This window comes from Micromonospora sp. DT43, from assembly GCF_049841645.1.
In the GTDB taxonomy this organism is placed as follows: domain Bacteria; phylum Actinomycetota; class Actinomycetes; order Mycobacteriales; family Micromonosporaceae; genus Micromonospora.
In genome coordinates this window covers 322,561-346,204 of record NZ_JBNCKR010000004.1, presented here as the reverse complement: position 1 = coordinate 346,204, position 23,644 = coordinate 322,561, and the positions used below count along the sequence as shown (strand labels likewise).

Annotated in this window: 26 protein-coding genes and 1 pseudogene; 11 read left to right on the top strand and 16 right to left on the bottom strand. The window is 72.7% G+C overall.

The annotated features are described in order from the left end of the window. Positions 1–293: 293 nt before the first annotated feature. From ACLQ26_RS13155 to mshA, 3 genes and pseudogenes are all read right to left on the bottom strand, one after another. Positions 294–686: pseudogene (locus tag ACLQ26_RS13155) on the bottom strand (hypothetical protein); the annotation flags it as partial. A gap of 966 nt (positions 687–1,652) precedes the next feature. Further along, positions 1,653–2,174 (bottom strand): YbjN domain-containing protein, encoded by a 522-nt coding sequence (locus tag ACLQ26_RS13150; RefSeq protein ID WP_425744666.1) that lies wholly within the window; start codon positions 2,172–2,174, stop codon positions 1,653–1,655. 109 nt (positions 2,175–2,283) lie between these two features. Next, a complete protein-coding gene (gene mshA / locus ACLQ26_RS13145; RefSeq protein WP_425744665.1) occupies positions 2,284–3,648 on the bottom strand; it encodes a D-inositol-3-phosphate glycosyltransferase in 1,365 nt (454 codons plus the stop codon). Positions 3,649–3,855: 207 nt separating this feature from the next. Here mshA and ACLQ26_RS13140 point away from each other — a divergent pair, with 207 nt between their 5' ends. Both ACLQ26_RS13140 and ACLQ26_RS13135 read left to right on the top strand, forming a co-directional pair. Then, the gene (locus ACLQ26_RS13140) at positions 3,856–4,620 is read left to right on the top strand and encodes an SDR family oxidoreductase (RefSeq protein ID WP_363684524.1); all 765 of its coding nucleotides are present in this window, start codon (positions 3,856–3,858) and stop codon (positions 4,618–4,620) included. A 16-nt stretch (positions 4,621–4,636) separates the two neighbouring features. After that, positions 4,637–5,425 (top strand): class I SAM-dependent methyltransferase, encoded by a 789-nt coding sequence (locus ACLQ26_RS13135; protein ID WP_425744664.1) that lies wholly within the window; start codon positions 4,637–4,639, stop codon positions 5,423–5,425. A 12-nt stretch (positions 5,426–5,437) separates the two neighbouring features. On the opposite strand, the gene ACLQ26_RS13130 is transcribed toward ACLQ26_RS13135, so the two are convergent. Next, a complete protein-coding gene (locus tag ACLQ26_RS13130; protein ID WP_425744663.1) occupies positions 5,438–6,520 on the bottom strand; it encodes a UDP-N-acetylmuramate dehydrogenase in 1,083 nt (360 codons plus the stop codon). A gap of 69 nt (positions 6,521–6,589) precedes the next feature. On the opposite strand from ACLQ26_RS13130, the gene ACLQ26_RS13125 reads away from it, so the two are divergent. The 6 genes from ACLQ26_RS13125 (at position 6,590) to ACLQ26_RS13100 (ending at position 11,380) form a co-directional block, all read left to right on the top strand. Beyond that, positions 6,590–7,348 carry a maleylpyruvate isomerase family mycothiol-dependent enzyme gene (locus ACLQ26_RS13125; RefSeq protein WP_425744662.1) on the top strand — a complete coding sequence of 253 codons (759 nt, stop codon included), beginning with the start codon at positions 6,590–6,592 and terminating at the stop codon, positions 7,346–7,348. A 56-nt stretch (positions 7,349–7,404) separates the two neighbouring features. Then, positions 7,405–7,566: a hypothetical protein gene (locus ACLQ26_RS13120; RefSeq protein WP_425744661.1), complete on the top strand. Its 162-nt coding sequence runs from the start codon at positions 7,405–7,407 to the stop codon at positions 7,564–7,566. Further along, positions 7,563–8,948: a GH1 family beta-glucosidase gene (locus tag ACLQ26_RS13115; RefSeq protein ID WP_425744660.1), complete on the top strand. Its 1,386-nt coding sequence runs from the start codon at positions 7,563–7,565 to the stop codon at positions 8,946–8,948. The genes ACLQ26_RS13120 and ACLQ26_RS13115 overlap by 4 nt, the downstream gene beginning before the upstream one ends. Positions 8,949–8,966: 18 nt before the next feature. Next, positions 8,967–9,974 (top strand): LacI family DNA-binding transcriptional regulator, encoded by a 1,008-nt coding sequence (locus ACLQ26_RS13110; protein ID WP_425744659.1) that lies wholly within the window; start codon positions 8,967–8,969, stop codon positions 9,972–9,974. A 94-nt stretch (positions 9,975–10,068) separates the two neighbouring features. Then, entirely contained in the window at positions 10,069–10,482 is a 414-nt protein-coding gene (locus tag ACLQ26_RS13105; protein WP_425744658.1) for a RidA family protein, read from the top strand. 1 nt (position 10,483) lies between these two features. Continuing rightward, the gene (locus ACLQ26_RS13100; RefSeq protein ID WP_425744657.1) at positions 10,484–11,380 is read left to right on the top strand and encodes a GNAT family N-acetyltransferase; all 897 of its coding nucleotides are present in this window, start codon (positions 10,484–10,486) and stop codon (positions 11,378–11,380) included. Between the two features lie 22 nt (positions 11,381–11,402). Here the strand turns inward: ACLQ26_RS13100 and ACLQ26_RS13095 are convergent, their stop codons facing one another. Both ACLQ26_RS13095 and ACLQ26_RS13090 read right to left on the bottom strand, forming a co-directional pair. Next, positions 11,403–11,924 (bottom strand): O-acetyl-ADP-ribose deacetylase, encoded by a 522-nt coding sequence (locus tag ACLQ26_RS13095; RefSeq protein WP_425744656.1) that lies wholly within the window; start codon positions 11,922–11,924, stop codon positions 11,403–11,405. Between the two features lies 1 nt (position 11,925). Further along, a complete protein-coding gene (locus ACLQ26_RS13090; protein WP_425744655.1) occupies positions 11,926–12,717 on the bottom strand; it encodes an EI24 domain-containing protein in 792 nt (263 codons plus the stop codon). 68 nt (positions 12,718–12,785) lie between these two features. On the opposite strand from ACLQ26_RS13090, the gene ACLQ26_RS13085 reads away from it, so the two are divergent. After that, positions 12,786–13,769 (top strand): helix-turn-helix transcriptional regulator, encoded by a 984-nt coding sequence (locus ACLQ26_RS13085; RefSeq protein WP_425744654.1) that lies wholly within the window; start codon positions 12,786–12,788, stop codon positions 13,767–13,769. Between the two features lie 18 nt (positions 13,770–13,787). Here ACLQ26_RS13085 and ACLQ26_RS13080 read toward each other — a convergent pair whose 3' ends face one another. The 6 genes from ACLQ26_RS13080 to ACLQ26_RS13055 form a co-directional block, all read right to left on the bottom strand. Continuing rightward, entirely contained in the window at positions 13,788–14,702 is a 915-nt protein-coding gene (locus tag ACLQ26_RS13080; RefSeq protein ID WP_425744653.1) for an SDR family oxidoreductase, read from the bottom strand. Positions 14,703–14,748: 46 nt separating this feature from the next. After that, positions 14,749–15,486: an alanyl-tRNA editing protein gene (locus tag ACLQ26_RS13075; protein WP_151488505.1), complete on the bottom strand. Its 738-nt coding sequence runs from the start codon at positions 15,484–15,486 to the stop codon at positions 14,749–14,751. Between the two features lie 11 nt (positions 15,487–15,497). Continuing rightward, positions 15,498–16,385 (bottom strand): alpha/beta fold hydrolase, encoded by an 888-nt coding sequence (locus ACLQ26_RS13070; RefSeq protein WP_425744652.1) that lies wholly within the window; start codon positions 16,383–16,385, stop codon positions 15,498–15,500. Next, on the bottom strand, positions 16,382–16,696 hold the full coding sequence (locus ACLQ26_RS13065) for a DUF2516 family protein (protein WP_425744651.1): 315 nt from the start codon (positions 16,694–16,696) through the stop codon (positions 16,382–16,384). Before ACLQ26_RS13065 ends, ACLQ26_RS13070 begins: the two co-directional genes overlap by 4 nt. A gap of 71 nt (positions 16,697–16,767) precedes the next feature. Continuing rightward, entirely contained in the window at positions 16,768–17,490 is a 723-nt protein-coding gene (locus ACLQ26_RS13060; RefSeq protein ID WP_425744650.1) for a hypothetical protein, read from the bottom strand. Then, a complete protein-coding gene (locus ACLQ26_RS13055; protein ID WP_425744649.1) occupies positions 17,487–18,194 on the bottom strand; it encodes a helix-turn-helix domain-containing protein in 708 nt (235 codons plus the stop codon). The genes ACLQ26_RS13060 and ACLQ26_RS13055 overlap by 4 nt, the downstream gene beginning before the upstream one ends. A gap of 112 nt (positions 18,195–18,306) precedes the next feature. Here ACLQ26_RS13055 and ACLQ26_RS13050 point away from each other — a divergent pair, with 112 nt between their 5' ends. Then, positions 18,307–19,104: an alpha/beta fold hydrolase gene (locus tag ACLQ26_RS13050; RefSeq protein ID WP_425744648.1), complete on the top strand. Its 798-nt coding sequence runs from the start codon at positions 18,307–18,309 to the stop codon at positions 19,102–19,104. 150 nt (positions 19,105–19,254) lie between these two features. On the opposite strand, the gene ACLQ26_RS13045 is transcribed toward ACLQ26_RS13050, so the two are convergent. The 4 genes from ACLQ26_RS13045 to ACLQ26_RS13030 all read right to left on the bottom strand — a co-directional run bounded on the left by ACLQ26_RS13045 (position 19,255) and on the right by ACLQ26_RS13030 (position 22,697). After that, on the bottom strand, positions 19,255–20,214 hold the full coding sequence (locus tag ACLQ26_RS13045) for an asparaginase (RefSeq protein WP_425744647.1): 960 nt from the start codon (positions 20,212–20,214) through the stop codon (positions 19,255–19,257). 94 nt (positions 20,215–20,308) lie between these two features. Continuing rightward, complete coding sequence (locus ACLQ26_RS13040; RefSeq protein ID WP_363684563.1) at positions 20,309–21,136, bottom strand: 3-keto-5-aminohexanoate cleavage protein; 828 nt, start codon at positions 21,134–21,136, stop codon at positions 20,309–20,311. Positions 21,137–21,159: 23 nt separating this feature from the next. After that, on the bottom strand, positions 21,160–22,272 hold the full coding sequence (locus ACLQ26_RS13035) for a YgfZ/GcvT domain-containing protein (protein ID WP_425744646.1): 1,113 nt from the start codon (positions 22,270–22,272) through the stop codon (positions 21,160–21,162). Further along, positions 22,269–22,697 carry a Fur family transcriptional regulator gene (locus ACLQ26_RS13030; protein WP_266246631.1) on the bottom strand — a complete coding sequence of 143 codons (429 nt, stop codon included), beginning with the start codon at positions 22,695–22,697 and terminating at the stop codon, positions 22,269–22,271. The genes ACLQ26_RS13035 and ACLQ26_RS13030 overlap by 4 nt, the downstream gene beginning before the upstream one ends. Positions 22,698–22,765: 68 nt before the next feature. Between ACLQ26_RS13030 and ACLQ26_RS13025 the strand changes: the two genes are divergently transcribed. Next, the gene (locus ACLQ26_RS13025; protein WP_425744645.1) at positions 22,766–23,644 is read left to right on the top strand and encodes an aminotransferase class IV; all 879 of its coding nucleotides are present in this window, start codon (positions 22,766–22,768) and stop codon (positions 23,642–23,644) included.

The window sequence follows — 23,644 nt, the reverse complement described above, 5'->3', positions numbered from 1 at the left end:
ACACTCACCCCCGTAAGCATCGCCCGCTCGCGCCGCCGGTCCAAACAGGTGGGCACCGTCCCCCAACGGTTGGTCCACCCGTCCCATCGCGCCTCGCCTGGTGCGCGGATCTGATCGATCCGCCGCTCCCCCGAACGTTTCCAAGCGTGACGCGGTGCAATAAAGCTAGTTCGGCCGGATTCTGGATTCAACCCAGATGGGCTGTCTCGCCGGTCACAACTGGCGAGTATCCCCAGCTCGGGCCTCGGTCTGTGGCAACAGCCGGGTACCCGTCGGGCATTCCCGCAAACACCTCAGCCGTCCTCACGATCGGGTGACTCCGTCCGGAAGAAGTTGCTCTGCCGGCCGTCGCGCATCTGCTCCTGAAAGATCAGGTTGAGGCGGCGCAGATCAAACGTGTAGAACCACTCATCCCAGGTGATCTCACGAATCCGGCTGCTTTCCCGGTAACCGGGGATGTTGAAGGTCAACACTCCGGCCCGGCCGTCCCGCTCGGTACCCGCGATGGTCGCGGGCTTCGCGCCGCGCTCCCCCGCCCAACGCTGGATCACCTCGTGATTCGCGGTGATCAGGCTCCGTCCCGGCCGCTCCGGCCGGTCCGCGATCGACGAGATCACCTGCAAGCTGCGAACCGACCGTCCGGTGCCCCGTCCGGTCCGGATCCCACCGGCCGCCATCCCACCGGACGCCGGCTGGCTCGCCGTGGCCCGCTTGGCGGGCGCCGACCGCTTGGCCGTGGCGCGCTTGGCGGGCGCCGACCTCTTCGCCGGCGCCGCCTTGGCCGTGGCCCGCTTGGCCGGCGCCGACCGCTTGGCCGCCGGTCGGGACGGCGCCTTCTTCGCGGGCGCCTTCCGTGCAGGCGCGGTACGCGCGGTCGCCGACGTCCTGCGCGCGGTGGTCGACTTCGCCGCGGCTGTCGTCTTCTTCGTCGCGGCAGCCTTCCGGGCCCCGGTCGACGTCCGTGCGGTAGCCGTCCGCTTCGCGGCGGTCGACTTGTTCGCGGCAGTCGTCCGCTTCGCTGCTGTCGTCCGCTTCGCTGCTGTCGTCCGCTTCGCTGCTGTCGTCCGCTTCGCTGCTGTCGTCTTCTTCGCTGCGGCCCGCTTCGCGGGAGCGCTCTTGTTCGCGGGCGCGGCCTTCGCGCGACCCGGTACCGCCCTTGACGGCGACTTCTTCGTCGCGGCGGCCCGACCGGCCGACGCCCTGGTGCCGGTCGCCCGACCAGCCGGTCCGGTACTGCGCCGACCCGCGCCAGACCGCATCGAACGCACCAGCTGCTTCACCAGGTCGGGCTTGCGCAGCGCGGAGATCCCGGAGACCCCGCGCTTGCGCAACTGCCCGCGGATGTCGTCCACCCGCATCCGGGAGATCTCCGACTCGGAAACCCCTGGAGTAGCCGGACTCTGATTGCCGGCCTGTCGTTTGGTCCTGGTCGCAGTCCCGCCGCGACCTGAGCTGTTCCGCTGAGCCATGGGACGCTCACGCTCCTCGACACTCCGTCCTCGGCGCGCGGGGGTCCCTCTGCCGCACCGCGCGGTGCGGCATACCCGTCAGGAGCAGTCCGAACCTCCAGCAACCAACCAGCTCGAACGGAAGCCGGACCAGTCCTCAAGCCGGCCGGGGGCGCGGGGTGCAGGTGAGCGGGCTGGCGGGCGTCAGGCGGGATCGGGGGCGGGGCCCGCGCCGGACGGCTCGAAGAGGTGGGCGAAGGCGGCCAGGTTCGCGGTGGATTCGCCGCGCTTGACCCGCCACTCGTACTCGCGCCGGATCGAGCTGCCGAAGCCGATCTCCAGCATCGTGTCGAAGGACTCGTCGGAGTAGGTGAGCACCGAGCCGAGCAGCCGGTCCAGCTCGTCGGCGTCCACACCGGCCGGGTTGACCCGCCCGGTCAGGTACACGTCGCCGACGGCGTCGGTGGAGAAGGAGACCCCGTACATGCGGGCGTTGCGTTGGAGCAGCCAGGCCCACAGCTCCTCCCGCCGCTCGTCGGGCTGGCGCATGACGAACGCCTCGATCCGCAGCGCGTGCTCACCGACGATCAGGTTGCAGATCGTCTTGAGCTTGTGGGTGCCCGGCAGGGTGATCGCGTACGAGCCGGGCCCGGTCGACTCCCAGGCCAGGTCACGTTCGGCACAGACCGACTCGATCAGGGTCGCAAGATCGCTCTTCGGGCTCACCGGACCCACTCTACGACCGCTCCGGCCCACGCACCGGATGACGGCCGGCGCACGGACACCACCGGCCCGACCGACGCACGGTCACCACCGGCCCGACCGGCGCGGGCGGTCACCAGGAGCAGGAGAGGGCGGGGTCTCCGGCCAGGTCGGCGGCGAGGCGGGCCCGGCGCGCGGCGATCGCCTCGCCGTAGACGTCGAGCAGGCCCGAGACGGTGCGCTCCCAGGAGAAGTGTCGGGCGTGCTGCGCGGCACCCCGGGACAACTTGGCCCGCAGGGCACGATCCGGCAACAGGCGGCCCAGGGCCCGGGCCCAGTCCACCGGGTCGTGCCCGTCGATGAGCACCCCACTGGTGTGGTCACGGACGGCCGTGACCAGGCCGCCGACGGCGGCGGCCAGCACCGGCGTACCGCAGGCCTGGGCCTCCAGGGCGACGAGCCCGAAGGATTCGTTGTGCGACGGCACCGCGACCAGATCGGCGGCCCGGTACAGGGCCGGCAGGTCGTCGCCGGTACGCGGCGGCAGGAAACGGACCCGGTCGGCGACCCCGAGCGTCGCGGCCAGCTCGATAAGGGCGGTCGGCCGGTCCAGTCCACTGCCGCTGGGCCCGCCGCAGATCACCACAGTCACCTCGTCGGCGAGGGCCGGATCACGCTCGCGCAGGGCGGCGATCGCGCGGATGAGCACGTCCGGCGCCTTGAGTGGTTGGATCCGACCGACGAAGGCCACCACGTACCCGTCGACAGGCAGTCCCAGCCGACGGCGGGCGGCACGGGCGGCCACGAACCGGTCGCCCGGCGGGGGCCGGAACCGGGCCAGGTCGACGCCCGGCTGTACGACGGAGACCTGGTCGGGGTCGGCGTCGTACCGCTCCACGAGGTCGCGGGCCTCCACCCGGGTGTTGGCGACCAGCCGGTCGGCCTCGGCGACGACCTGCTCCTCGCCGATCACCCGGGCCTTGGGTTCCGGCCTGTCGTCGGAGGCGAGTTGGGCGTTCTTGACCTTCGCCAGGGTGTGCGCGGTGTGCACCAGCGGCACTCCCCAGCGCTCCTTGGCCAGCCAGCCGACCTGGCCGGACAGCCAGTAGTGGGAGTGGATCAGGTCGTAGTGCCCGGGTGGGCGGGACGCCTCGGCGCGCAGCACCCCGGCCGTGAAGGCGCAGAGCTGACCGGGCAGCTCCTCCTTGGTCAGCCCTTCGAGGGGGCCGGAGGTGATGTGCCGGACCTGCACCCCGGGGGCCATCTCGACCACCGGGGGGAGGTCACCCGAGGTGGCCCGGGTGAAGATCTCCACCTCGACGTCGGCCTCGGCGAGCCGCCGGGCGACCTCCAGGATGTAGACGTTCATCCCACCTGCGTCGCCGGTGCCGGGCTGGTGCAGTGGGGAGGTGTGCACCGAGAGGGTGGCGATCCGGCGGGGCCGGGGCCACGGTCGGGCACCTCGCTGACGACCGACACCGGTGTGCAGTTCCGCCACGTCCGCTCCTTCAGTCACGGTTAATGCCGTCTCGCACGACCGGCGCTTCTCGCTCAACCTGTACGCCGGGTGTCATCTTCCCCATCGGGCAACGGAAATGCCTCGGCGCGGCCGGCCGGGGTGACGGACCTCATCAACAGTCGGCCCGAAGCGGCGAAGCCCACGCCCGATCGGAAGGGCCCGGACGACCGGGGCGACAATGGCGCAATGACAGCTGTCGCCATCGTCACCGGAGCGTCCAGCGGGATCGGGGCGGCCACCGCCCGCCGGCTGGCCGCCGAGGGTTTCCACGTGCTCGCCGCCGCCCGCCGCGCCGACCGTCTCGCCGAGCTGGTCGCCGAGATCACCGCCGCCGGCGGGCAGGCCACCGCCGTGACCTGCGACATCACCTCGGACGAGTCGGTCGCGGGGCTCGCCGAGGCTGCCGCGCGGGCGCCCGGGCCGGTCACCCTGCTGGTCAACAACGCCGGCGGCGCGCGGGGCCTGGACCCGGTGGAGTCCGGTTCGGTCGCCGACTGGCAGTGGATGTACGACGTGAACGTGCTCGGTACGCTGCGGGTCACCCAGGCGCTGCTGCCGGCGCTGGAAGCCTCCGGTTCCGGCACCGTCGTGGTGGTCTCCTCCACCGCCGGCCTCACCGTCTACGAGGGCGGGGGCGGCTACACCGCCGCGAAGCACGCGCAGACCGCCATCGCCGGCACGCTCCGCCTGGAGCTGTGTGGCCGGCCGCTGCGGGTCATCGAGATCGACCCGGGGATGGTGAAGACCGACGAGTTCGGGCTGGTCCGCTTCGAGGGTGACGCCGAGCGGGCGGCCGCCGTCTACGCCGGCGTGCCGGGGCCGCTCGTCGCCGAGGACGTGGCGGACTGCATCGCCTGGTGCGCCACCCGCCCCGAGCACGTCAACATCGACCGGCTGGTGGTCCGGCCACGGGCGCAGGCGGCGCAGCACAAGGTGCACCGGGTCTCCTGAGTCGGGGACAGGACCCATGAGCGGGGCTCCACGACGCCGGCCGCTCGGCGTGGTCACCCGGGGCACCACCAACCCGAACCGGCTGCGCCGGGTGGACAACTGGATCGTCGCGACCTGCGCCGACCGGCTGCGGGCGGCGGCCGATCCGCTTGTGGTGGACCTCGGGTACGGGGCGACGCCGGTGACAGCCGTGGAGTTGCGGGCCCGGCTGGCCGCCGGGGTCCGTCGGGACGTACGCCTGGTCGGGCTGGAGATCGACCCGGCGCGGGTGGCCGCTGCGACGCCGGCCGCCGACCCGCCCGGCCTGACCTTCGCCCGGGGTGGCTTCGAGCTGGCCGGGCTCCGGCCGGTGCTGGTCCGCGCGTTCAACGTCCTGCGGCAGTACGACGAGAGCGACGTGCCCGAAGCCTGGCGGACGATGACCGCCGCGCTCGCCCCGGGTGGGGCGCTCGTCGAGGGCACCTGCGACGAACTGGGCCGGCTGGCGAGCTGGCTGCTTGTCGACGCGGACGGCCCGCGGACGCTGACCCTGGCCGCGAAGCTCACCACGCTGGGCAGTCCCGCCGAGTTGGCCGAGCGCTTGCCCAAGGCGCTGATCCACCGCAACGTCCCCGGCGAGGCGGTGCACGACCTGATTCGGGCCCTGGACGACGCGTGGCAGGCCGCGGCCCCCTACGCCACCTTCGGCCCGCGTCAACGGTGGCTGCGGGCCGTGGGCAGGCTCAGAGCCGACGGCTGGCCCGTGCTCGACGGCCCGCAGCGTTGGCGGCACGGCGAACTGACGCTCCGCTGGCCGCTGCCCTGACCCGGGCGGGGATCAGAGGGCGCAGTTGATCAGAACCGGCTCGGGGTGCAGGGTCACGCCGAGGCGGGCGTGCACGGTGTCACGGATGGTGCTGGCGAGGGTGAGCAGGTCGCTGGTGCTGGCCGTACCGCTGCGGTTGGTGAGGGCGAGGGTGTGCTTGCTGGAGATGGCCACACCGTCCGGGCCGGGGTGCCCCTTGGCGAACCCTGCCCGGTCGATGAGCCAGGCCGCGCTCACCTTGACCAGGCCGTCCGCCCCGGGCCAGGCCGGGGGCTCGCCCAGGTCGGCGGCGCGCTCCCGCAGCAGCTCGTACGTCGCCCGGTCGAGCACCGGGTTGGTGAAGAAGGAGCCGACCGAGCGGGTGTCCGGGTCGGCGGCGTCGAGCACCATGCCCTTGCCGGCGCGTAGCCGCAGCACCGTCGCCCGCGCGTCGGCCAGCGGCACCCGCTCGCCCACCTCGACGCCGAGCGCCCGGGCCAGCTCGGCGTAGCGCACGGGGCCGGACAGCGGCGAGCGGGTGAGCCGGAAGTCGACCGAGAGCACCACCCAGCGGTCCTGGTACTTGAAGATGCTGCCCCGGTAGGCGAAACCACACTCTGCCGCGGGAATGGTCCGACGGGTGCCGTCCAGGCGGTCGTACACCTCGACGCCGGTGATCGTCTCGGCGACCTCCTGGCCGTACGCGCCGACGTTCTGGATCGGGGTGGCGCCCGTCGAGCCGGGGATGCCGGAGAGGCACTCCAGGCCGGCCCAGCCGTTGCCGATCGTCGCGGCGACCAGGTCGTCCCACGGCTCGCCGGCCTCGACGCGTACGGTGACCGACCCGGAGTCCTCGGAGATGATCCGCAGCCCACGGGAGCGCACCAGCACGACCGTGCCGGGGAAGCCTGCGTCGCCGATCACCACGTTGCTGCCGCCGGCCAGGACCAGGATCGGCCCGTCGGTGGTCTGGACCGCCCGGATGATCTCGTCCACGCTTGTCGCGGCCACGATTCGCCCGGCCGGCCCGCCCATCCGTAGCGTGGTGTAGCCGGCCAGTGGACCGGGGATGGCACGATCGGCTTCGGTTGTCGGCTGGGCGTAGGCGTCTGACACGTCTTTCACCTTAGGCTGATGGGCAGCCGTGGCACCTACTGGTGGCCCGGCACCCCCGGGAGGATGGCGATGAGCAGACTGCAGGGCAGCAAGGACTTCTGGATTGGGGCACTCCGGGCCGAGGGCCCGGCGTTCGCCGCGGCGGTCGCCGAGGCGCCGCCCGAGACACCCGTGCTGTCCTGTCCGGGCTGGACAGTCAATGATCTCACCCTGCACCTCGCGGGCATCTACCACTGGGTTTATTCGTTCGCCGGATCCGGGCGGACGGAGGCACCGCCCCGCCGGGGTGCGTCCGAAGCACAGTCGGGCCTGGCCGCGCTCCAGCTCTGGCAGCAGGGGTACGACCAGCTGATGGGCCTCTTCGACGGCCTGGACCCGGAGGCACCGGCCTGGAACTGGGCGCCGCAGCCGAAGAGGGCCGGTTTCTGGCCGCGCCGGATGGCGCACGAGACGGCTGTGCACCGCTGGGACGCCCAGCTCGCCATCGCCGCCGGTGAGCCGGTCGAGGCCAAGCTCGCCGCCGACGGGGTGAGCGAGGTGCTGGACACCTGGTTGCCGGCCGGCCGGCGGCAGGTGAAGGGCGACTGGCACGGGGTGGTGCAGCTCGCCGCGACGGACGCGGATCAGGAGTGGTATCTGCGGCTGCGCGGCGAGGGAGTGGCGCTGCTCGACACGGCGACCATCTTCGACCACGACGATCACCACGCCCGTGCGCAGGTCAGCGGCACCGCGAGCGATCTGCTGCTGGCGCTCTGGGGCCGGGTCAGCTTCGAGACCCTCGACGTCACGGGCGACCGCGCGCTGCTCGACGGCCTGCGTACCGGCTGATCTGGGCACCGGGTGTGCCCCGGCCGACCTGACGAGGTCGTCACCCCCGGGCAGGGGTGACGGCCTCGCTGTGGGTCCGGTGGTGGCGCGCGAATTCGAGAGAGCGCTCTCTTGACAGTGTCCGGGAAATCTTCCACCCTGACGTGAGAGCGCTGGTCCTCGTGCTGTTCGGCCGCCAGATCATCGGCGAGATCATGGAAGGTGCGATCAAGGCGTGAATGAGATCCGGTTTCCTGAGCACTTCCTCTGGGGAGCGGCCACCGCCGCGTACCAGATCGAGGGCGCGGCCCGCGACGACGGTCGCGGGCCGTCCATCTGGGACACCTTCTGCCGTACGCCGGGAAAGGTGTACCAGGGCCACACCGGCGACGTCGCCTGCGACCACTACCACCGGTACGCCGACGACGTGGCGCTGATGGCCGAGCTGGGCCTGCGGGCGTACCGGTTCTCGGTCGCCTGGCCCCGGATCCAGCCCGACGGCAGCGGCCCGGTCAACCCACGCGGTCTGGACTTCTACGACCGGCTCACCGACACTCTGCTCGCCCGGGGCATCGACCCGATCGTCACCCTCTACCACTGGGACCTGCCGCAGAGCCTGGCCGACCGGGGTGGGTGGACCAACCGGGAGACCGCCGAGCACTTCGCCACGTACGCCACAGCCGTGTACGCCCGCCTCGGCGACCGGATCGACGTCTGGACCACACTGAACGAACCCTGGTGCTCGGCCTACCTCGGCTACGCCAACGGGGTGCACGCGCCGGGCGAGCGGGACGCGGCGGCGGCCTTCACCGCCGTACACCATCTGCTGCTCGGGCACGGCCTGGCGGCGCGGGCGCTGCGCGCGGCCGGCGCGCGCAGCGTCGGCATCACAGTCAACCCGGCCGACGTCCGACCGGCGGACCCGCAGAGCGCGGCCGACGCCGCCGCCGTCCGCCTGGTCGACGGCCTGCACAACCGGATCTTCCTCGACCCGCTGCTGGCCGGCGGCTACCCCGACGACGTCCGCGAGCACGTGGCCCGCATCGTCGAGCCGACGTTCATCCGCGACGGCGACGAGAAACTGATCGCCGCCCCGATCGACCTGCTGGGGATCAACTACTACGCGCCCACCTACGTCGCCGGCCGGCCCGACGGCGACGGCGACGGCGACGGCGCCTATCCGGGCACCGAGGGCGCGGTGCACTTCCTGCCGCCGGCCGGGCCGCTCACCGACATGGGTTGGATGATCGAGCCAGCCGGGTTGACCCGGCTGTTGGAGCGGATCGCCGCGGACTACCCCGGCGTGCCGCTGCTGATCACCGAGAACGGCGCGGCGTTCCCCGACAAGGCGGGCGTCGACTCGCCCGACGGGTCGGGACAGGTGATCGACAACGACCGGATCGCCTACCTCGACGGGCACCTGCGCGCCGCGCACGAGGCGATCTCCCGGGGCGTGGATCTGCGCGGGTATCTCGTATGGTCATTACTGGACAACTTCGAGTGGGCGGAGGGTTACCGCAAGCGGTTCGGGATCGTGCACGTCGACTACCTGACCCAGCGGCGCACTCCGAAGGCCAGCGCCCGGTGGTACCAGGAGGTGATCTCCCGGAACGGGCTGTGACGAGCGGGGGAAGTCGCGATGACGACGGCGCAGCGACCGACGCTCGAGGCGGTGGCGGCCCGGGCCGGGGTGTCCCGAGCCACCGTCTCCCGGGTGGTCAACGGCTCCACCACAGTCGCCGAGCCCATCCGCGAGGCAGTCAACCGGGCGGTCGCCGAACTGGGGTACGTGCCCAACCTGGCCGCCCGCAGCCTCGTCACCCAGCGCACCGACTCGATCGCCCTGGTCATGCCGGAGGCCGCCACCCGGGTCTTCTCCGACGACCAGGTCTTTCCCGGCATCATCCGCGGCGTCAGCCAGGAGTTGGAGGCCGCCGACAAGCAACTGGTGCTGATGCTGGCCGGCTCACCGGCCGGGCACCAGCGGGTCGAGCGGTACACCACAGGTCGCCACGTCGACGGGGTGCTCTTCGCCTCGCTGCACGGCGCCGACCCGCTGCCCGGCACGCTGGCCAGGCTCGGCATCCCCGTGGTGGTCAGCGGCCGGCCGCTCGGCGACGTACCCGTGCCGTACGTCGACGTGGACCACGTCGGCGGGGTCACCGCCGCCGTCCGACACCTGATCGACGGCGGTCGCCGGCGGATCGCCACCATCGCCGGCCCGCAGGACATGGTCGCCGGGATCGAACGGCTGATCGGCTACCGGGAGACGATGGCCGCCGCCGGGCTGCCCGAGCTGATCGCCGTCGGCGACTTCACCCGGGAGTCCGGTGCGGCGGCGATGGACCGCCTGCTCACCGACCATCCCGACCTGGACGGGGTGTTCGCCGCCTCCGACCTGATGGCACACGCCGCCCTGCGCACCCTGCGTGCGGCCGGCCGGCGGGTGCCGGAGGACGTCGCGGTGATCGGCTTCGACGACATCGAGACCGCCGCCTACACCGAGCCGCCGCTGACCACCGTCCGGCAACCGATCGTGGAACTCGGCCGTCGCATGACCCAGCAGCTGCTCCGATTGGCAGCAGGCGAAACGATCGAACCGGCCGTCATGCTCCCCACCGAGCTGATTCACCGCGGCTCCGCCTGACGGGCTCACTCGGCCGACGAAGTCGTGGCCCGCTCACCGCCCGAGGCCGCTTAATGTGTCGCTGCGGCGGGCGATCGTCGTTAGCCTCGCCGGCATGCCGGATCCTGTCGCGTTACTGCACGTCCCCGCCCTGTCCGACGTCGCCGAGTACGCGTACGCCGCCACCGTCGAGACACCCGCGCGGCTGGTGTTCACCGCCGGCGCGTGCCCGCTGGACGCCGAGGGCCGTACGGTCGCGCCGGGCGACCACGCCGCGCAGGCCAGGCAGGTGCTGGCGAACCTGGAGACCGCGCTCGGCGCGGCCGGCGCCCGGCTGACCGACGTCGTCAAGACCACCGTCTACGTGGCGTCCTCGCAGCAGAAGGATCTGGTGACGGTCTGGGAGGTGGTACGGGACTTCTTCGGCGACCACGACCCGCCCAGCACACTGCTCGGAGTGGCAGTGCTCGGCTACTCCGACCAGCTCGTCGAGGTCGAGGCCGTCGCCGCCGTACGGACCGGGGCCTGACATGCAGATCCGCCTGGCACAGCCGGACGACGCCGCGGGTGTGGTGGCCCTGCGAGCCCTGGTCTTTCCGTACCTGGTCCGCGGTGTCGCATCGACCCGGAAGATGATCGCGGAGCCGATACCGGGAAGGGGATGGGCCGCCTTCGTGGCCGAGGTCGACGCCCAGGTCGTCGGTTGGGTGACGGCCCAGCGCAACGCCTCGACCTCGACGGCGAACTTCGGTGACATAAGCCTCCTGCACGTCCACCCGGAGCACCGGCGGCGCGGCATCGGCACCGCGCTGCTGACGACCGCTACGGATCACCTCGCCCCCATGGGGATCCACCGGCTCCGGGGCTTCGCGCTGCCGGAAGCGCTGCCCTTCGCCCGTCGGCACGGCTACGAGCCCAGCCGCGAGCTGCGCTTCTCGGCGCTCGACCTGGACCCGGCGCCCGCGCTACCCGAGCCACCCCCGGGCGTACGGCTGCTCCCGATCGCCGACCTGGACCCGCAGCTGCTGTACGCGGCCGACGTGGCCTCGGCCGCGGACGAGCCGGGTGACGTGCCGGTCGACTCGATCAGCTACGAGAGCTGGCAGTACGACGTCTGGGACAACCTGGGCCTCGACAAGTCGGCAAGCATCGCCGCAGAGGTCGATGGTGAGGTGGCCGCCTTCAGCCTCGTGAAGCGGGACGGGGACCGGATGTGGTCGGACTACACAGGCACCGTTCCGGCGTACCGGGGGCGGGGACTCGCCCGGCTCACCAAGACCGCCGCGCTGCACCGGGCCGCCGCCGACGGCGTACGAATCGCGTACACCTCGAACGACGAGGCCAACGCCCCGATGCTGGCGATCAACGCCCGACTCGGCTACCGGCCGGTGGCGTCCCACTGGTCCTGCCTGGCCGAGCTGACCTGACGGCACCGCCCACCGGGGGGTCCTAGGTGGCGGTGTTGTCGTACACCTGGCGGGCGAGAGCGTGGATGTCGGCGCCGAAGAGGACCAGACGGGCCTCGGTGACGCTGGCCGGCGCAGCAGTCCGCAGCACCGTCAGCGCCTGGCGTACCGCGTCGTCGACAGGCCACCCGTAGATGCCGGCGGAGATCAACGGGAAGGCCACTGTCGTCGCGCCCAGCTCGTCGGCCACTCGGAGGCTGTTGGCGTAGCAGTCCCGCAGCAACGCCGACCGGTCCTCGCCGGCAGACCAGACCGGCCCGACGGTGTGGATCACCCAGCGGGCCGGAAGGTCTCCGGCAGTGGTCGCCACCGCCTGGCCGGTGGGCAGGCCCCTGCCGTAGTGGGACGCCCGCAACGCCCGACACTCGGCCAGGATCGCCGGCCCGCCACGCCTGTGGATGGCGCCGTCGACACCACCGCCGCCCAGCAGGGACGAGTTCGCGGCGTTCACGATGGCGTCGACGTGCTGGGCGGTGATGTCCCCCTCGACCAGGGTGATCTCCATGTCAGCTCTCCTCGATCGACTGGCCGAGCGAACGGCGGGCCAGCAGGGTCGCACCGGCGACCGCAGCCGGCATGATCAGCACCGCGCCGAGCGGGATGAGGAAGCACAGGAAGACCGCCACCCCGAAGCCGAGCGCCATGGGCCGGTCCGCCCTGAGGATCGTCCGGCGCTGCGGCAGGCGCATCCCACGCCTGTAGAACGGCGCCCCGACCAGCTCCACGGCGAGGAACCAGCCACCCACCGCCGCCCCGATCACCGGGACGACGGTCTGGCCGACCACCGGGATGAAGCCGGCGAGGAAGAGTGGGATGCCTACCAGCGCCGTGAGGGCCAACAGGCGTACCGAGTCGGCGAGGCTGCGGCGCAGGGACGACCAGAACGGCACGTCCACGGCGTCCGGGGTGCCACCGAGCCGCTCCTCGACCCGCTCGGAGATCTTCTCGTAGAACGGATCGCCGATGACCAGGGTGACCGCGGTGAACCCGAGGACACCGAGCAGGCCACCGAGCCCCAGGAACGCCAGGCCGGCGATGACGCGGACCAGGCTGCGGGCGCTGCTCGACCAGTCGTCGGCGAACGGGGTGACAAGCGCGGCGAGGTCGTCCACGAAGTACACAAGGGTGGCGAGCACGGCCACGAAGAGCGCACCGGAGATCAGCGCCGGTATCAGGCCGAGCAGCATCAGCCCGGGACTGCGGACGTAGAGGCCCAGCCCGCGCAGGAGCAGCCTGACCCCGAGGAAGAAGCGTCCGACGGCCCCGGTCACCGGGCTGGCGATTCTGCTGGCGTCCACGATCGAGCAGCCTATCCAGCCGTGATCGAATCCGCCGGGCAGCGCGCGGCACCGGGCAGGATGGGCGGATGCGCGCGTCCCGGCTGATCTCTCTGCTGCTGCTGTTGCAGTCGCGCGGGTCGATGACGGCGGGCGAGCTGGCACGGGAGCTGGAGGTCTCCGAGCGGACCGTCTACCGGGACGTGCTGGCGCTCTCCGCCGCCGGGGTGCCGGTGTACGCCGAGCGGGGCCGCGCCGGCGGCTACCGGTTGCTCGGCGGCTACCGGACCCGGTTGACCGGGCTGACCCGCGACGAGGCCGAGGCGCTCTTCCTCGCCGGGCTGCCCGGCCCGGCCGGCGACATGGGCCTGGCCGACGCGGTGGCAGCCGCCGAGTTGAAGGTGCTCGCCGCGCTGCCGCCAGCGCTGCGCGACGCGCCGGTCCGCGCGGGGCAACGGTTCCACCTGGACGTACCGGGCTGGTTCCGGGAGACCGGGCCGCCGCCGTGGCTGGCCGAGCTGGCCCGTGCGGTCTGGGCAGACCGGGTGGTGGAGTTGCGCTACCGACGCGGCGACCGGGAGGTGACCCGCCGGGTGCAGCCGTACGGGCTGGTGCTCAAGAACGGGGTCTGGTATCTGGTCGGCCGGATCGACGACGACACGCGGACCTACCGGGTGGACCGGGTGACAGGTGTCGAGGTGGGCGAGGAGCACTTCGAGCGGAACGAGGGCTTCGACCTGGCCGGGCACTGGCGGGAGCAGGCCGGGGAGTTCCTGCGGACGATGTTGCGGGCCCAGGTGACCGTCCGGCTCAGCACCGCCGGCCTGCGCCGGCTCCGACACCTGGTCGATGCCCCCCATGTGTACGACGAGGTGGTCGCCGCCGCGAGCGAACCGGACGAACAGGGCTGGGTGGTGGCTCCGCTGCCCGTCGAGTCGGTCGACGTCGCGTACGCCCAGTTGCTGGCGCTGGGCCCGGAGGTGGAGGCGCTCGACCCGCCGGAGCTGCGCGCACGGATGGCGGACGCGGCTCGCCGGGCCGCCGCACGCTACGACGGCCCGGCCGTGCCGTGACACCGGCCCGCCGGCGGGTCAGCGGTAGCCGGTGACGTCGGCGGGCTTGCCGGCGTCGACCACCTCGACGATGTAGCGGAACGCCTCCGGCTGGCTGCCGTCGACGTCGGTGAAGCCGTACACCTTGGACAGCGTGCCGGCGTCGACGGACCGGCCGTTCCAGCGGGCCCTGTCCTCGTCGGCGGCGAGCGCGGCCACCGCGCGGCCGACGAAGGCCGGAGTCTCGGAGATGAGGAAGTTCGGGTCGGTGGCGGCGCCGTCGCGCCACGTCTCCTCGGTCACGCCGAAGTGCTCAAGCATCGCCTCGGAACGGATCCAGCCGGGCGTGAGCGCCACGGCCGTGCCGCCGTGCGGCTTCAGCTCGTGCGCCTGGGTGAAGGCGAGTCGGTTGACCGAGACCTTGGCCAGGTCGTAGAAGACCGAGAGGCGGTAGTTCTCGTCGTTGTACGCCTTGGTGCCGTCACCGATCTCCACGACCAGGCCACCGGGTCGACGGATCAGCAGCGGCAGGGCGAAGTGGCTGGTGATGATGTGCGTGTCGACGGCCAGCCGCAGGGTGCGGAAGCCCGACTCCAGCGGCTGCTCCCAGACCGGCTTGTCCCAGGTAACCAGCGGGTCGCCGCCCCAGATGTCGTTGACCAGCACGTCGAGTCGGCCCTGCTCGGCGTCTATCCGGGCGACCAGGTCGCGAACCTGGTCGGGAACCAGGTGGTCGACCCGGACGGCGATACCGGTGCCGCCGGCCGCGGTGACCAGCTCGGCGGTCTCCTCGATGGTCTCCGGGCGGCCCATCTCCGAACGGCCGGCCCGGCTGCTGCGACCGGTGGCGTACACGGTGGCGCCGGCGGCACCCAACTGGACCGCGATCTGTCGACCGGCACCCCGCGTGGCACCGGCGACGAGCGCGATCTTTCCTGCGAGCGGTTGTGTCATGCCTCGAAGGCTGTCAGCGATGCCTGACAACCATCGTCCGAATTTGTCAGTCCACCAATCGGACGCGGACCCGACGGTTGGCTCGGCCCTTGCTCTCCACCTTGACCACCTGCACCTTGCCGATCTGAGCGGTGGACGCGACATGGGTGCCGCCGTCGGCCTGGACGTCCAACCCGACGATGTCGACGATCCGGACCTCCTGCTCGTCCGGCGGGATGAGGTTGGACTGGGTGCGGATGATGTCCGGGAGGGCCAGCGCCTCGGTGCGTGGCAGCACCCGCGTGGCGACCGAGCGGTCGGCGGCCACCTCGGCGTTGACCAGCTCCTCGATCCGGCTCTTGAAGTCCGGGGGAACCTCGGGGAGGTTGAAGTCCATCCGAGCCTCACCCGGTTCCATCGAGTTGCCGGTGACAAGCGCGCCGAAGTCGCGGAACACCACACCGCAGAGCACGTGCAGCCCCGAGTGCGTACGCATCAGACGGGTGCGGCGCTCGTCCTCCACCGCGCCGACGACCTCGGTGCCGACCGGCGGCAGCGGGTCACCCTCGGCGGGGATCAGGTACGGGTCGTCGCCCTTGCGGGTGCCGACGATCCGGGTCTGCACGCCCTGCCAGAGCAGCACGCCGTGATCCGGCGGTTGGCCGCCGCCACCCGGGTAGAACGCCGAGCGGTCCAACACGATGCCCTGCTCCGGGTCGGCGTGCAGGACCGTGCAGGTCCATTCGCGCAGGGTCGGGTCGGCGAGGTCCAGCCGGTGCGTCCGGCCATGCTGTGTGACGCCCATGACAGGGGACGTTACTCGTTGAGGAAGCCGGAGATGCGCTCCCGCAGGTCGGCGCGTTCCGACCAGAGCACCCCCGGCCGGTCGTACACGTGCAGGGTGGCCCGGGGCAGCGCCGCGGCGAGCTGCTCGGCGACCTCGACAGGGTGCAGGTCGTCGCCCGCGCAGCCGATCACCAGGGCCGGCGCGGTGACCGCCGCGAGGGCGGACGCGTCGCGCAGCGGCGCCTGTTCCGCGAGCGTGGCCAGCCCGTCGGCCAGACCGTCGCGGAGCAACTGGTCGAGCCGCTGCCGCAGGTACGCCCAACCGGCCGGCGTGTTGCGGACCGCCGCTGGCAGCTCCAACGAGACGACGTCGGCGACCGCCGAGGCCTCGCCGCTCTCGACGGCTTCCAGCAGGGCGGTGATGCGGCCGTGGGCGACCGGGCCGCGTGGCTGGTCGAGGACCGCCGGTAGGAAGAACACCAGTTTCTCGAAGCGCTCCGGGCTCTCGGCCAGCAGGCTGCACAGTGCGCCGGCGCCGAGGCTCGCCCCGAACGCTCGGCTGGCGCCGCCGAGGTCCGCGATGGCACGCAGGTCCCGCGCGAGGTCGAGGTAGGTCCACGGGCCGGCCGGGGCCTCCGAGCGGCCGTGGCCTCGGAACTGGAAGAACACCCGGCGACCGGTCACCCCACTGCCGAACGGCCGTGTCGTGGCGATCCCGTTGCCCAGCCCGTGTGCGAACACGGTGACCGGATCACCGGTGCCGGTGACCAGGCGCTCCAACTCCACACCGTGCGGGGTGGCGACCAACTCGGTCTCCGGCTCGGGCAACGCGGGCCGGCCGGTACGCGGCCCGCCCGGGCCCGGCCCCCAGGTGCGGGGACCACTGTCGGGTGGAGGCGGCCAGCGGAAACCTCTCACCAGAAACCTTTGCCGTCACTGAGGTCGCGAAGACCGACCCGCACGTCGAGCAGATAGATGAGCGCGGCGGCGATGCCGATCAGTCCGAAGAAACTGATCGGGCCACGGCTGAGCAGGATCAGCACGAGGCAGACCGCCAGGATGGCGATCCAGCCACCCTTGGGCAGCGTGCCGATGGCGGCGAATGCGTCGGAGCGCTGCGTGATGGCGTGCACCAGCGCGACACCCTGGATGATCAGCGCGAAGACGAGCAGGATCAGCTCGATCACGTAACGGACTTCGAACGCGAAGATCGGCGCGGCGTTGGCCATGCCGGCAAGTTTATGTCGACGACCCCGACTACGTCCGACAAGGACGCCGTCGGGATCGTCGACACGCCGAACTACTCGGCCGCCGGGCGGGTCCGCTTGGTGGCCCGGGGCAGCTTCGCCGACGGGGTCTCGGCGGGCTTGGCGGCCTTCGCCCGTGCGGCCTTCTTGACGGCGGCCGGCTTGGCCTCGGCGATCTCGGCAACCTCGGCCGGGCTCGGCACCTCCGCAGGGGCCGTCGCAGCCGGGGCCGTCGCAGCCGGGGCCGTCGCCGCGGCGGGCACGGCCTGGGTGGCCTCGATGTCGGCGTTCACCGTCTCGGCGGCCTCCAGCACGCCGGCACCGACGACCCGCTCGCCACGGGCCACCAGTGCGCCGTACGCGGCGAATGCCCGCTCCTGCGCGGCCTGGGCACCGGCGACCACCACGGCGGCGTTGCGGGTCGCGGCGGCCCGCAGCTTGTCGATGTCGGCGACCTCGCGGAGCTTGGCCAGGTCGGCGACCTCGCGGAGCTTCGCCAGGTCGGCCGACTCGCGCAGCTTGGCCAGGTCCAGCTCGGCCTGCGCGCGGCCGCGCAGCGTGCCGGCGGTCTCGTTGGCGGTACGCAGCGTCTCGGTGGCCTTCTGGCGCAGCTCGAAGCCGGTCAGCACAGCCCGACCGCCCAGGTCGGCGACGACCCGGGTGCCGTGCACACCGACGACCGCGGGCAGCTTGCGCAACTGCTCGATGGCCAACTCGGCGGCACCGGCGGCGGCGTAGATCGGGGCGGGGATGCGGTTGGTCTTCGGCTCGGTCATGACGTCTCCTCCTCGGCCGCCTCGGCGGCCTTCCGGACCGCCGGTCCGGCGGCCTTCTTCTCGGGGGTGCTGGTGCTGCTCTTCTCGGGGGTGCTGGTGCTGGTGCCGCTCGGTGCGCGGGCGCCACCCGCCTCGGTGACGGCGACCGACTCGAGCACCGCCTCGGTGGGAGTGCCGCCAGCGGTGGTGGGACCGGTCGCGGCCAGATTCGCCACGTCGGCCGGCTCGTCGGCGACGTCGGTAGGGGTGGTCACCCCGGCCGCTCCGGCGGTGCCGGCGACCCCTGCGTTCCCGGCGGCCGGGCTGTCGGTGGCCGGGCTTCCAGCGGCGGCGCTCTCGGCGGCGGCCTGGGCTTCGGAGAGCCGGGCGTTCTCCCGGCGGAACGTCTCGTAGATCTGGCTGAGTGACTGCTTCTGAGCCATCGTGAGGTCGGCGTCCACCGCGATGGCGGCGAGCACGCCGTGGCCCTCCTTGTCGTCGAGCAGCCCGGCTCGCAGGTACATCGCCGGGGTCGAGACCCGCAGCGCGCTGGCCAGTTGCTGGAGCACCTCGGCGCTGGGCTTGCGCAGCCCGCGCTCGATCTGGCTGAGGTACGGGTTGCTGACCCCCGCCTGCTCGGCGAGCTGCCGCAGCGAGATCTTGGCGTTGCGCCGCAGATCGCGGATGAACCCGCCGACGTCGGGAAGGTCCTTGGGTGTGGCCATGTCGCCGACGCTAGTGCGCCCTGCTAGCTCCTGCAAGCGAAATGCTTGCCAGAGTTAGCAAGGTCTCAGCATCCCGTTTGCGTGCCGCTCGCCGGATCCGTACGGTCCGTTGGTGCACAAGATCACAGTCAACGAAGCTCTTCTCGCGTACGACGAGGCCGGCACCGGTTCGCCAGTCGTGCTGCTGCACGCCGGCATCGCGGACCGGCGGATGTGGCGGGGCGTCGTGCCGGCGCTGGCCGCCCGACACCGGGTGATCGTCCCGGACCTGCGCGGGTACGGAGACTCCGAGCTGCCCCCGGCACCATTCACGCACCACGACGACGTGATCGGCCTGCTGGACGCCCTCGACGTGCCCCGGGCCGCGCTGGTCGGCTGCTCCTTCGGCGGGTCGGTCGCCGTCGACACCGCGCTCGCGCACCCGGACCGGGTGACCGCGCTCGCCCTCTTCGACACGGCGGTCTCCGGCAACGAGTGGTCCGAAGAGGCCAACGACCTCTGGGACGACCTGGTCGGCGAGGTCGACCCGGACGACTTCGTCGCCGGGGCGGCCGGCGAGGTGCGGTTCTGGGTGGTCGGCCCAGGTCGCCAGCCGGCCGACGTCGACCCCGAACTGCTGGCGTTCGCGCAGGAGATGGACCAGCGCGCCCTGGCCGCCGAACTGGCGCTGGGCGCGGTCGAGGTGGGAGAGCTGACGCCACCGGCGATCGGCCGCCTCGGCGAGCTGAAGATGCCCGTCCTGGTCACCGCGGGTGCCGCCGACGTACCGGACATCCGCCGGCTCGCCGACCGGATCGCCGCCGAGGCCCCCCACGCGACACGGCTGCCCGACGTGCCGGATGCCGCGCACCTGCTGCCACTGGAGCGTCCGGAGGCGGTCGCCACTGCCCTGCTCGACTTCCTGAGCTGAACGCAGGGCCGTCCGAGCTGGACGCGGGGCCGCCCTCGCGCCCCGGCCCGTCGCTAATCCCACTGCCACCCATGGAGCTCACGCCACCGCCGGCCGACCCGTCGCAGTTGCGCGGGCGAGCCGAGCGGCGCGGCGGGGTGGGCGGCCGGGTCACCAGAGTGGGCGGACAGCCCCGACCGGAACGCCACCGCCGAAGAGCGGCACCTCGGCGTACTCGGCCAGCACCGGCGCGTCCACGCCGAGCCGGCGCAGCGCGGAGACCAGCACCGGCATCCGGGCACGGTCGGCCCCATCGTCGATCTTCAGGGCCACCGCGCCGACTCCCGGCAGCGCCACCGCGATCACGCCCTCGGCACCGACCTTGGCCAGCAGGCCCGGCACACCGCGCATGAGCCGGGTGTCGTCGGCCTGGGTACCACCGACGATCTCCGGGTGGGCCCGCATGGCGTCGGCCACGGCGCGCGGCGCCGAGCCGGGCTCGGCGTCGACAAGTCGGAGGTACGCCCCGGCCAGGCCGGTCAGCGACACCGCGAGCACCGGGGCGCCGCAGCCGTCCACGCCCACCGCCGCGGCCTGCTCGCCTGTGAACTCCTCGATGGCGGCCCGCAACCCCTGCTGCAACGGATGCTCCGGCCGCCAGTAGCCGTCCCGTGGCCACCCGGCGGCCTCACAGGTCAGCAGCATTCCGCTGTGCTTGCCGGAGCAGTTCATCTGCACCCGACTCGGCCCGCCCCCGGCCCTCAGCACCGCCTCCCGGGCCGCCGCGCCCACCGGCAGGTCGGGCGGGCAGTGCAGCGCCGAGGCGTCCAGTCCGGCCCGGTCGAGGAGCGCGCCGACCCGGGACAGGTGGAAGTCCTCCCCCGCGTGGCTGGCCGAGACCAACGCCAGGTCCGCCGGGTCGGTGAGCGTCAGGCCGGCGCGGAGCATCCCGATCGCCTGCATCGGCTTGCTGGCCGAGCGCGGAAAGATCGGCGCGGTCACGTCGCCGGCGGCAGCCAGCGGCTCCCCGATGGCGTCCAGCACCACCACCGAGCCGCGGTGCCCGCCCTCCACGAACCCGGACCGGACCACCTCGGCGAGCGGCACGCCGCCCTCGTACGTCTTCGTCACGCGCTGGACGGTACCGACGACCCGGGGGTGCCCGACGGCGGGGTGACCAGGGGGTCCACCGCCCGGGTGACAGGAGCGCCGAACCGACCCGGCCTTACAGCCCGAGCAGCGCGCGGGCCTCGGTGGTGGTAAGCGGCGGGCGCTGGGCGAGTTGGGCGAAACCGACCGCGCGGGCGACCAACTGCATGTTGGACTCCACCGGACGGCCCTTGGCGTACGTCACCGTGTCCTCCATGCCGACCCGCAGGTGCCCGCCGGCCGACAGCGAGGCCAGCAGCACCGGGATCGTGCTGCGGCCGATGCCGGTGGCCGAGAAGGTGGTGCCCGCCGGCAGGTCCGCAAGCATCCGGTGGGCGGCGACGAGCGTCTCGGTGGTGCCCGGCATGCCGCCCGGGACACCCATCACGAAGTCGACGTGCACGTGCCCGCCGGCCGGCAGCCCGTACTTGCCGAGCAGCCGCTGCAACGCGGACAGGTGGCCGAGGTCGAAGATCTCGTACTCCGGCACGATGCCGCGCTCCTGCATCCGGGTGTGCAGGTCGACGATGAACTCCCAACGGTTGAGGAAGACGTCGTCGCCGAAGTTGACAGTGCCCATCGTGCAGGAGGCCATGTCCGGGCCGGCGTCGAGCACGGCGAGCCGGGACGCCTCCGGGTCGGTCACCGCGCCGCCGGAGGAGAGCTGCACGATCAGGTCGGTGCTCTCCCGCAGTGCCGCCACCGTCTCGGCCAGCCGGGCCGGGTCGAGGGTCGGCCGCGCCTCGTCGTCGCGGATGTGGACGTGGATCACGGCGGCGCCGAGCGCCTCGCACTCCTTGGCGGTGAGCAGCAGCTCATCCAGGGTCACCGGCAGCGCCGGCACCTCCGCCTTGGCCGACTCCGCGCCGGTCGGGGCCACCGTGATCAACGTCCCTGTCGTCATGCCGGCGATCCTAGACGCCGCGCTCAGGACGGGTCGATCGCCGCCGCGGTCTCGCCGATCAGCAGCGCGGCGTCGTCCGGGACGTTCCGCTTCAGGACGGCGAGGGCCACCTGGCCCAGCTCGTGGTGCAGCACTGCGGTGCCGACGAAGCCCACCGCCCGGCCGTCGAGGGTCACCGGCGTACCGGCGGCCGGCGGCTGGTCGGTGGTGATCCCGTCCAGGTGCAGCAGTACGAGGCGACGCGGGGGCCGGCCCATGTTGTGCACGCGGGCCACCGTCTCCTGACCTCGGTAACAGCCCTTGTCCAGGTGCACCGCCGGGCCGACGAGGTCCACCTCGGCCGGGATGGTCCGGTGGTCGGTGTCCACCCCGACCCGGGGCTGTCGGGCGGCGACCCGGATCGCCTCGTACGCCCAGAGACCGGCGACCGGCACGCCCGCGCCGCGCAGCTCAGCCACCACCTGCTCCATCGCCGAGCGGGGGACCAGCAGGTCCACCCCGAGGACGCCACGTCGCGCCCAGCCGCCGATCGGCAGCGGTTTGACGTCGTACCGGATGCTCGCTCGGGGCGGCACGGCCCCGGCGGCGAACTTCGGACCCGGCACCGCGATCAGGTCCGGTGCGGCCAGCCCGGTCACGCCGAGCGTGCCCAGCGCCTCCGTCGCCGCCGGGCCGACCAGCGACAACAGCGCCCGCTCGGCGGTCGCGTCGCGCGGGTCGACCTTGGTGAAGAACCGCATCTTCTCCAGGTACGCGAGCAGCCCTTCGGTCGCCCCCGGCTCGGTGTCCAGCCAGGTGGTCTCGCCGTCCTCGGCGACCAGGGCGTGCTGCTCGACGTGCCCGTGCGGGGAGAGAACCAGCAGCTCGGTGCCCTCGCCGGCGGCCAGCGCGCTCAGGTGCTGCGAGGTGATCGTGTGCAGCCAGCCGGCGCGTTCCTCGCCGGGCACCGCGATGATCCCCCGGTGCGACCTGTCGACCAGGCCGACCTCGGTGTCCAGGACGCGCTGCTCCCGCAGCGGGTCGCCGTAGTGCGCGGCCACCCCCCGCACCCCGGCCGCGACGTGCGCCGGGTCCGGCTGGTCGCGGCTGGCCTCGTCGATACTCTCGACTGCCACCGCGCCCGCGATGTCGATCATTTGTGATCCCCGTTCTCGCAGCGGTCGCAGACGCCGAAGAGTGACACGTGCCCGATGTCCACCCGGAAGCCCCGCTGCGCGGCCAACTGCTCGGCGAGCGGCCGGAGCAGCTCCGGATCGATCTCGTCGATCGCGCCGCACTCCCGGCAGACCAGGTGGACGTGTTGGTGCTCACCCGCCGCGTGGTAGGTCGGCGAACCGTGCGAGAGGTGGGTGTGGGTCACCAGGCCGAGCCGTTCCAGCAGCTCCAGCGTGCGGTAGATGGTGGTGATGTTGACGCCGGCGGCGACCTCCCGGACGGCGGTGTGCACCTGCTCCGGGGTGGCGTGACCCAGATCGAGCACGGCCTGGAGGACGAGCTGCCGCTGGGCCGTCAGCCGCAGCCCACGGGCCCGGAGCATTTCCGCGAGGGAGGATTCGGACACCGTCCGATCATAGTTCGGCGGCCGTGGCTGCCTGCGCCGTGCGACGGCCGTCGCTACCCTCGACCCTCATGGCGACGTCCTCCACCGGGCCGGCCCCGGTCGGCCCATCCGCGCGGATCGCCGTGCTCGGGCACGGCCCGGTCCCGGCCACCGAGCCGGTGGTACGCGGCGACGACCGTGGCGTCCTGCACGGCGACGGACTCTTCGAGAGCATGCACCTGCGCCAGGGCCGACCGTGGCTGCGTGACGAGCACCTGGCCCGGCTGGCCGCGTCGGCCGCCGCCATCGACCTGCCCCTGCCCCCCACCGCCGCGCTGACCGAGCTGCTCGACGCGGTCTGCACCGACTGGCCGGCACGGGTCGAGGGAGCGCTGCGGCTGGTCTGCACCCGGGGCCCGGAGGCCAGCGAGCCGACGGTCTACGCCACGCTGAGCGAGGTGCCGGCGGCGGCGCGGGCGGCGCGACGGGACGGGATCAGCGTGGCGACCCTGCCACTGGGGGTGCCCGCCACCGCCCGCGCCGGGTTGACCTGGCTGCCCACCGGGATCAAGTCCACCTCGTACGCCGTCAACAGCGCCGCCCGCCGCTGGGCGCGCGGCAACGGGGTGGACGACGTGCTCTGGGTCTCCTCCGACGGGTACGCCCTGGAGGGGCCCACTGCCAACGTGGTGTGGCTCACCGGCGACACACTCGGCACGGTGCCGGCCGCCACCACGGGCATTCTGCCCGGGACGACAGTCGCCTGGCTGCTCGCCCACGCCGACGAGCTGGGCCTGAGCGCCGCCGAACGGATGGTCACCCCTGCCGAGCTGCACGCCGCCGACGGGGTGTGGTTCGCCTCGTCGGTGCGCGGGCTCACCGAGGTCCACACGCTGGACGGGGTGCGCCGGGACGGTTGCCCGCGCACCCCGGACCTGCAAGCGCTGCTGGGTTTCCCCGTCGTCTGA

What these genes read in the sequence shown, in the direction of transcription:
- ACLQ26_RS13140 (WP_363684524.1), top strand. Translation starts at nt 3,856, where the DNA reads ATGACAGCTGTCGCCATCGTCACCGGAGCGTCCAGCGGGATCGGGGCG.
- ACLQ26_RS13135 (WP_425744664.1), top strand. Translation starts at nt 4,637, where the DNA reads ATGAGCGGGGCTCCACGACGCCGGCCGCTCGGCGTGGTCACCCGGGGC.
- ACLQ26_RS13125 (WP_425744662.1), top strand. Translation starts at nt 6,590, where the DNA reads ATGAGCAGACTGCAGGGCAGCAAGGACTTCTGGATTGGGGCACTCCGG.
- ACLQ26_RS13110 (WP_425744659.1), top strand. Translation starts at nt 8,967, where the DNA reads ATGACGACGGCGCAGCGACCGACGCTCGAGGCGGTGGCGGCCCGGGCC.
- ACLQ26_RS13105 (WP_425744658.1), top strand. Translation starts at nt 10,069, where the DNA reads ATGCCGGATCCTGTCGCGTTACTGCACGTCCCCGCCCTGTCCGACGTC.
- ACLQ26_RS13100 (WP_425744657.1), top strand. Translation starts at nt 10,484, where the DNA reads ATGCAGATCCGCCTGGCACAGCCGGACGACGCCGCGGGTGTGGTGGCC.
- ACLQ26_RS13095 (WP_425744656.1), bottom strand. Translation starts at nt 11,924, where the DNA reads ATGGAGATCACCCTGGTCGAGGGGGACATCACCGCCCAGCACGTCGAC.
- ACLQ26_RS13085 (WP_425744654.1), top strand. Translation starts at nt 12,786, where the DNA reads ATGCGCGCGTCCCGGCTGATCTCTCTGCTGCTGCTGTTGCAGTCGCGC.
- ACLQ26_RS13080 (WP_425744653.1), bottom strand. Translation starts at nt 14,702, where the DNA reads ATGACACAACCGCTCGCAGGAAAGATCGCGCTCGTCGCCGGTGCCACG.
- ACLQ26_RS13075 (WP_151488505.1), bottom strand. Translation starts at nt 15,486, where the DNA reads ATGGGCGTCACACAGCATGGCCGGACGCACCGGCTGGACCTCGCCGAC.
- ACLQ26_RS13065 (WP_425744651.1), bottom strand. Translation starts at nt 16,696, where the DNA reads ATGGCCAACGCCGCGCCGATCTTCGCGTTCGAAGTCCGTTACGTGATC.
- ACLQ26_RS13060 (WP_425744650.1), bottom strand. Translation starts at nt 17,490, where the DNA reads ATGACCGAGCCGAAGACCAACCGCATCCCCGCCCCGATCTACGCCGCC.
- ACLQ26_RS13055 (WP_425744649.1), bottom strand. Translation starts at nt 18,194, where the DNA reads ATGGCCACACCCAAGGACCTTCCCGACGTCGGCGGGTTCATCCGCGAT.
- ACLQ26_RS13040 (WP_363684563.1), bottom strand. Translation starts at nt 21,136, where the DNA reads ATGACGACAGGGACGTTGATCACGGTGGCCCCGACCGGCGCGGAGTCG.
- ACLQ26_RS13035 (WP_425744646.1), bottom strand. Translation starts at nt 22,272, where the DNA reads ATGATCGACATCGCGGGCGCGGTGGCAGTCGAGAGTATCGACGAGGCC.
- ACLQ26_RS13025 (WP_425744645.1), top strand. Translation starts at nt 22,766, where the DNA reads ATGGCGACGTCCTCCACCGGGCCGGCCCCGGTCGGCCCATCCGCGCGG.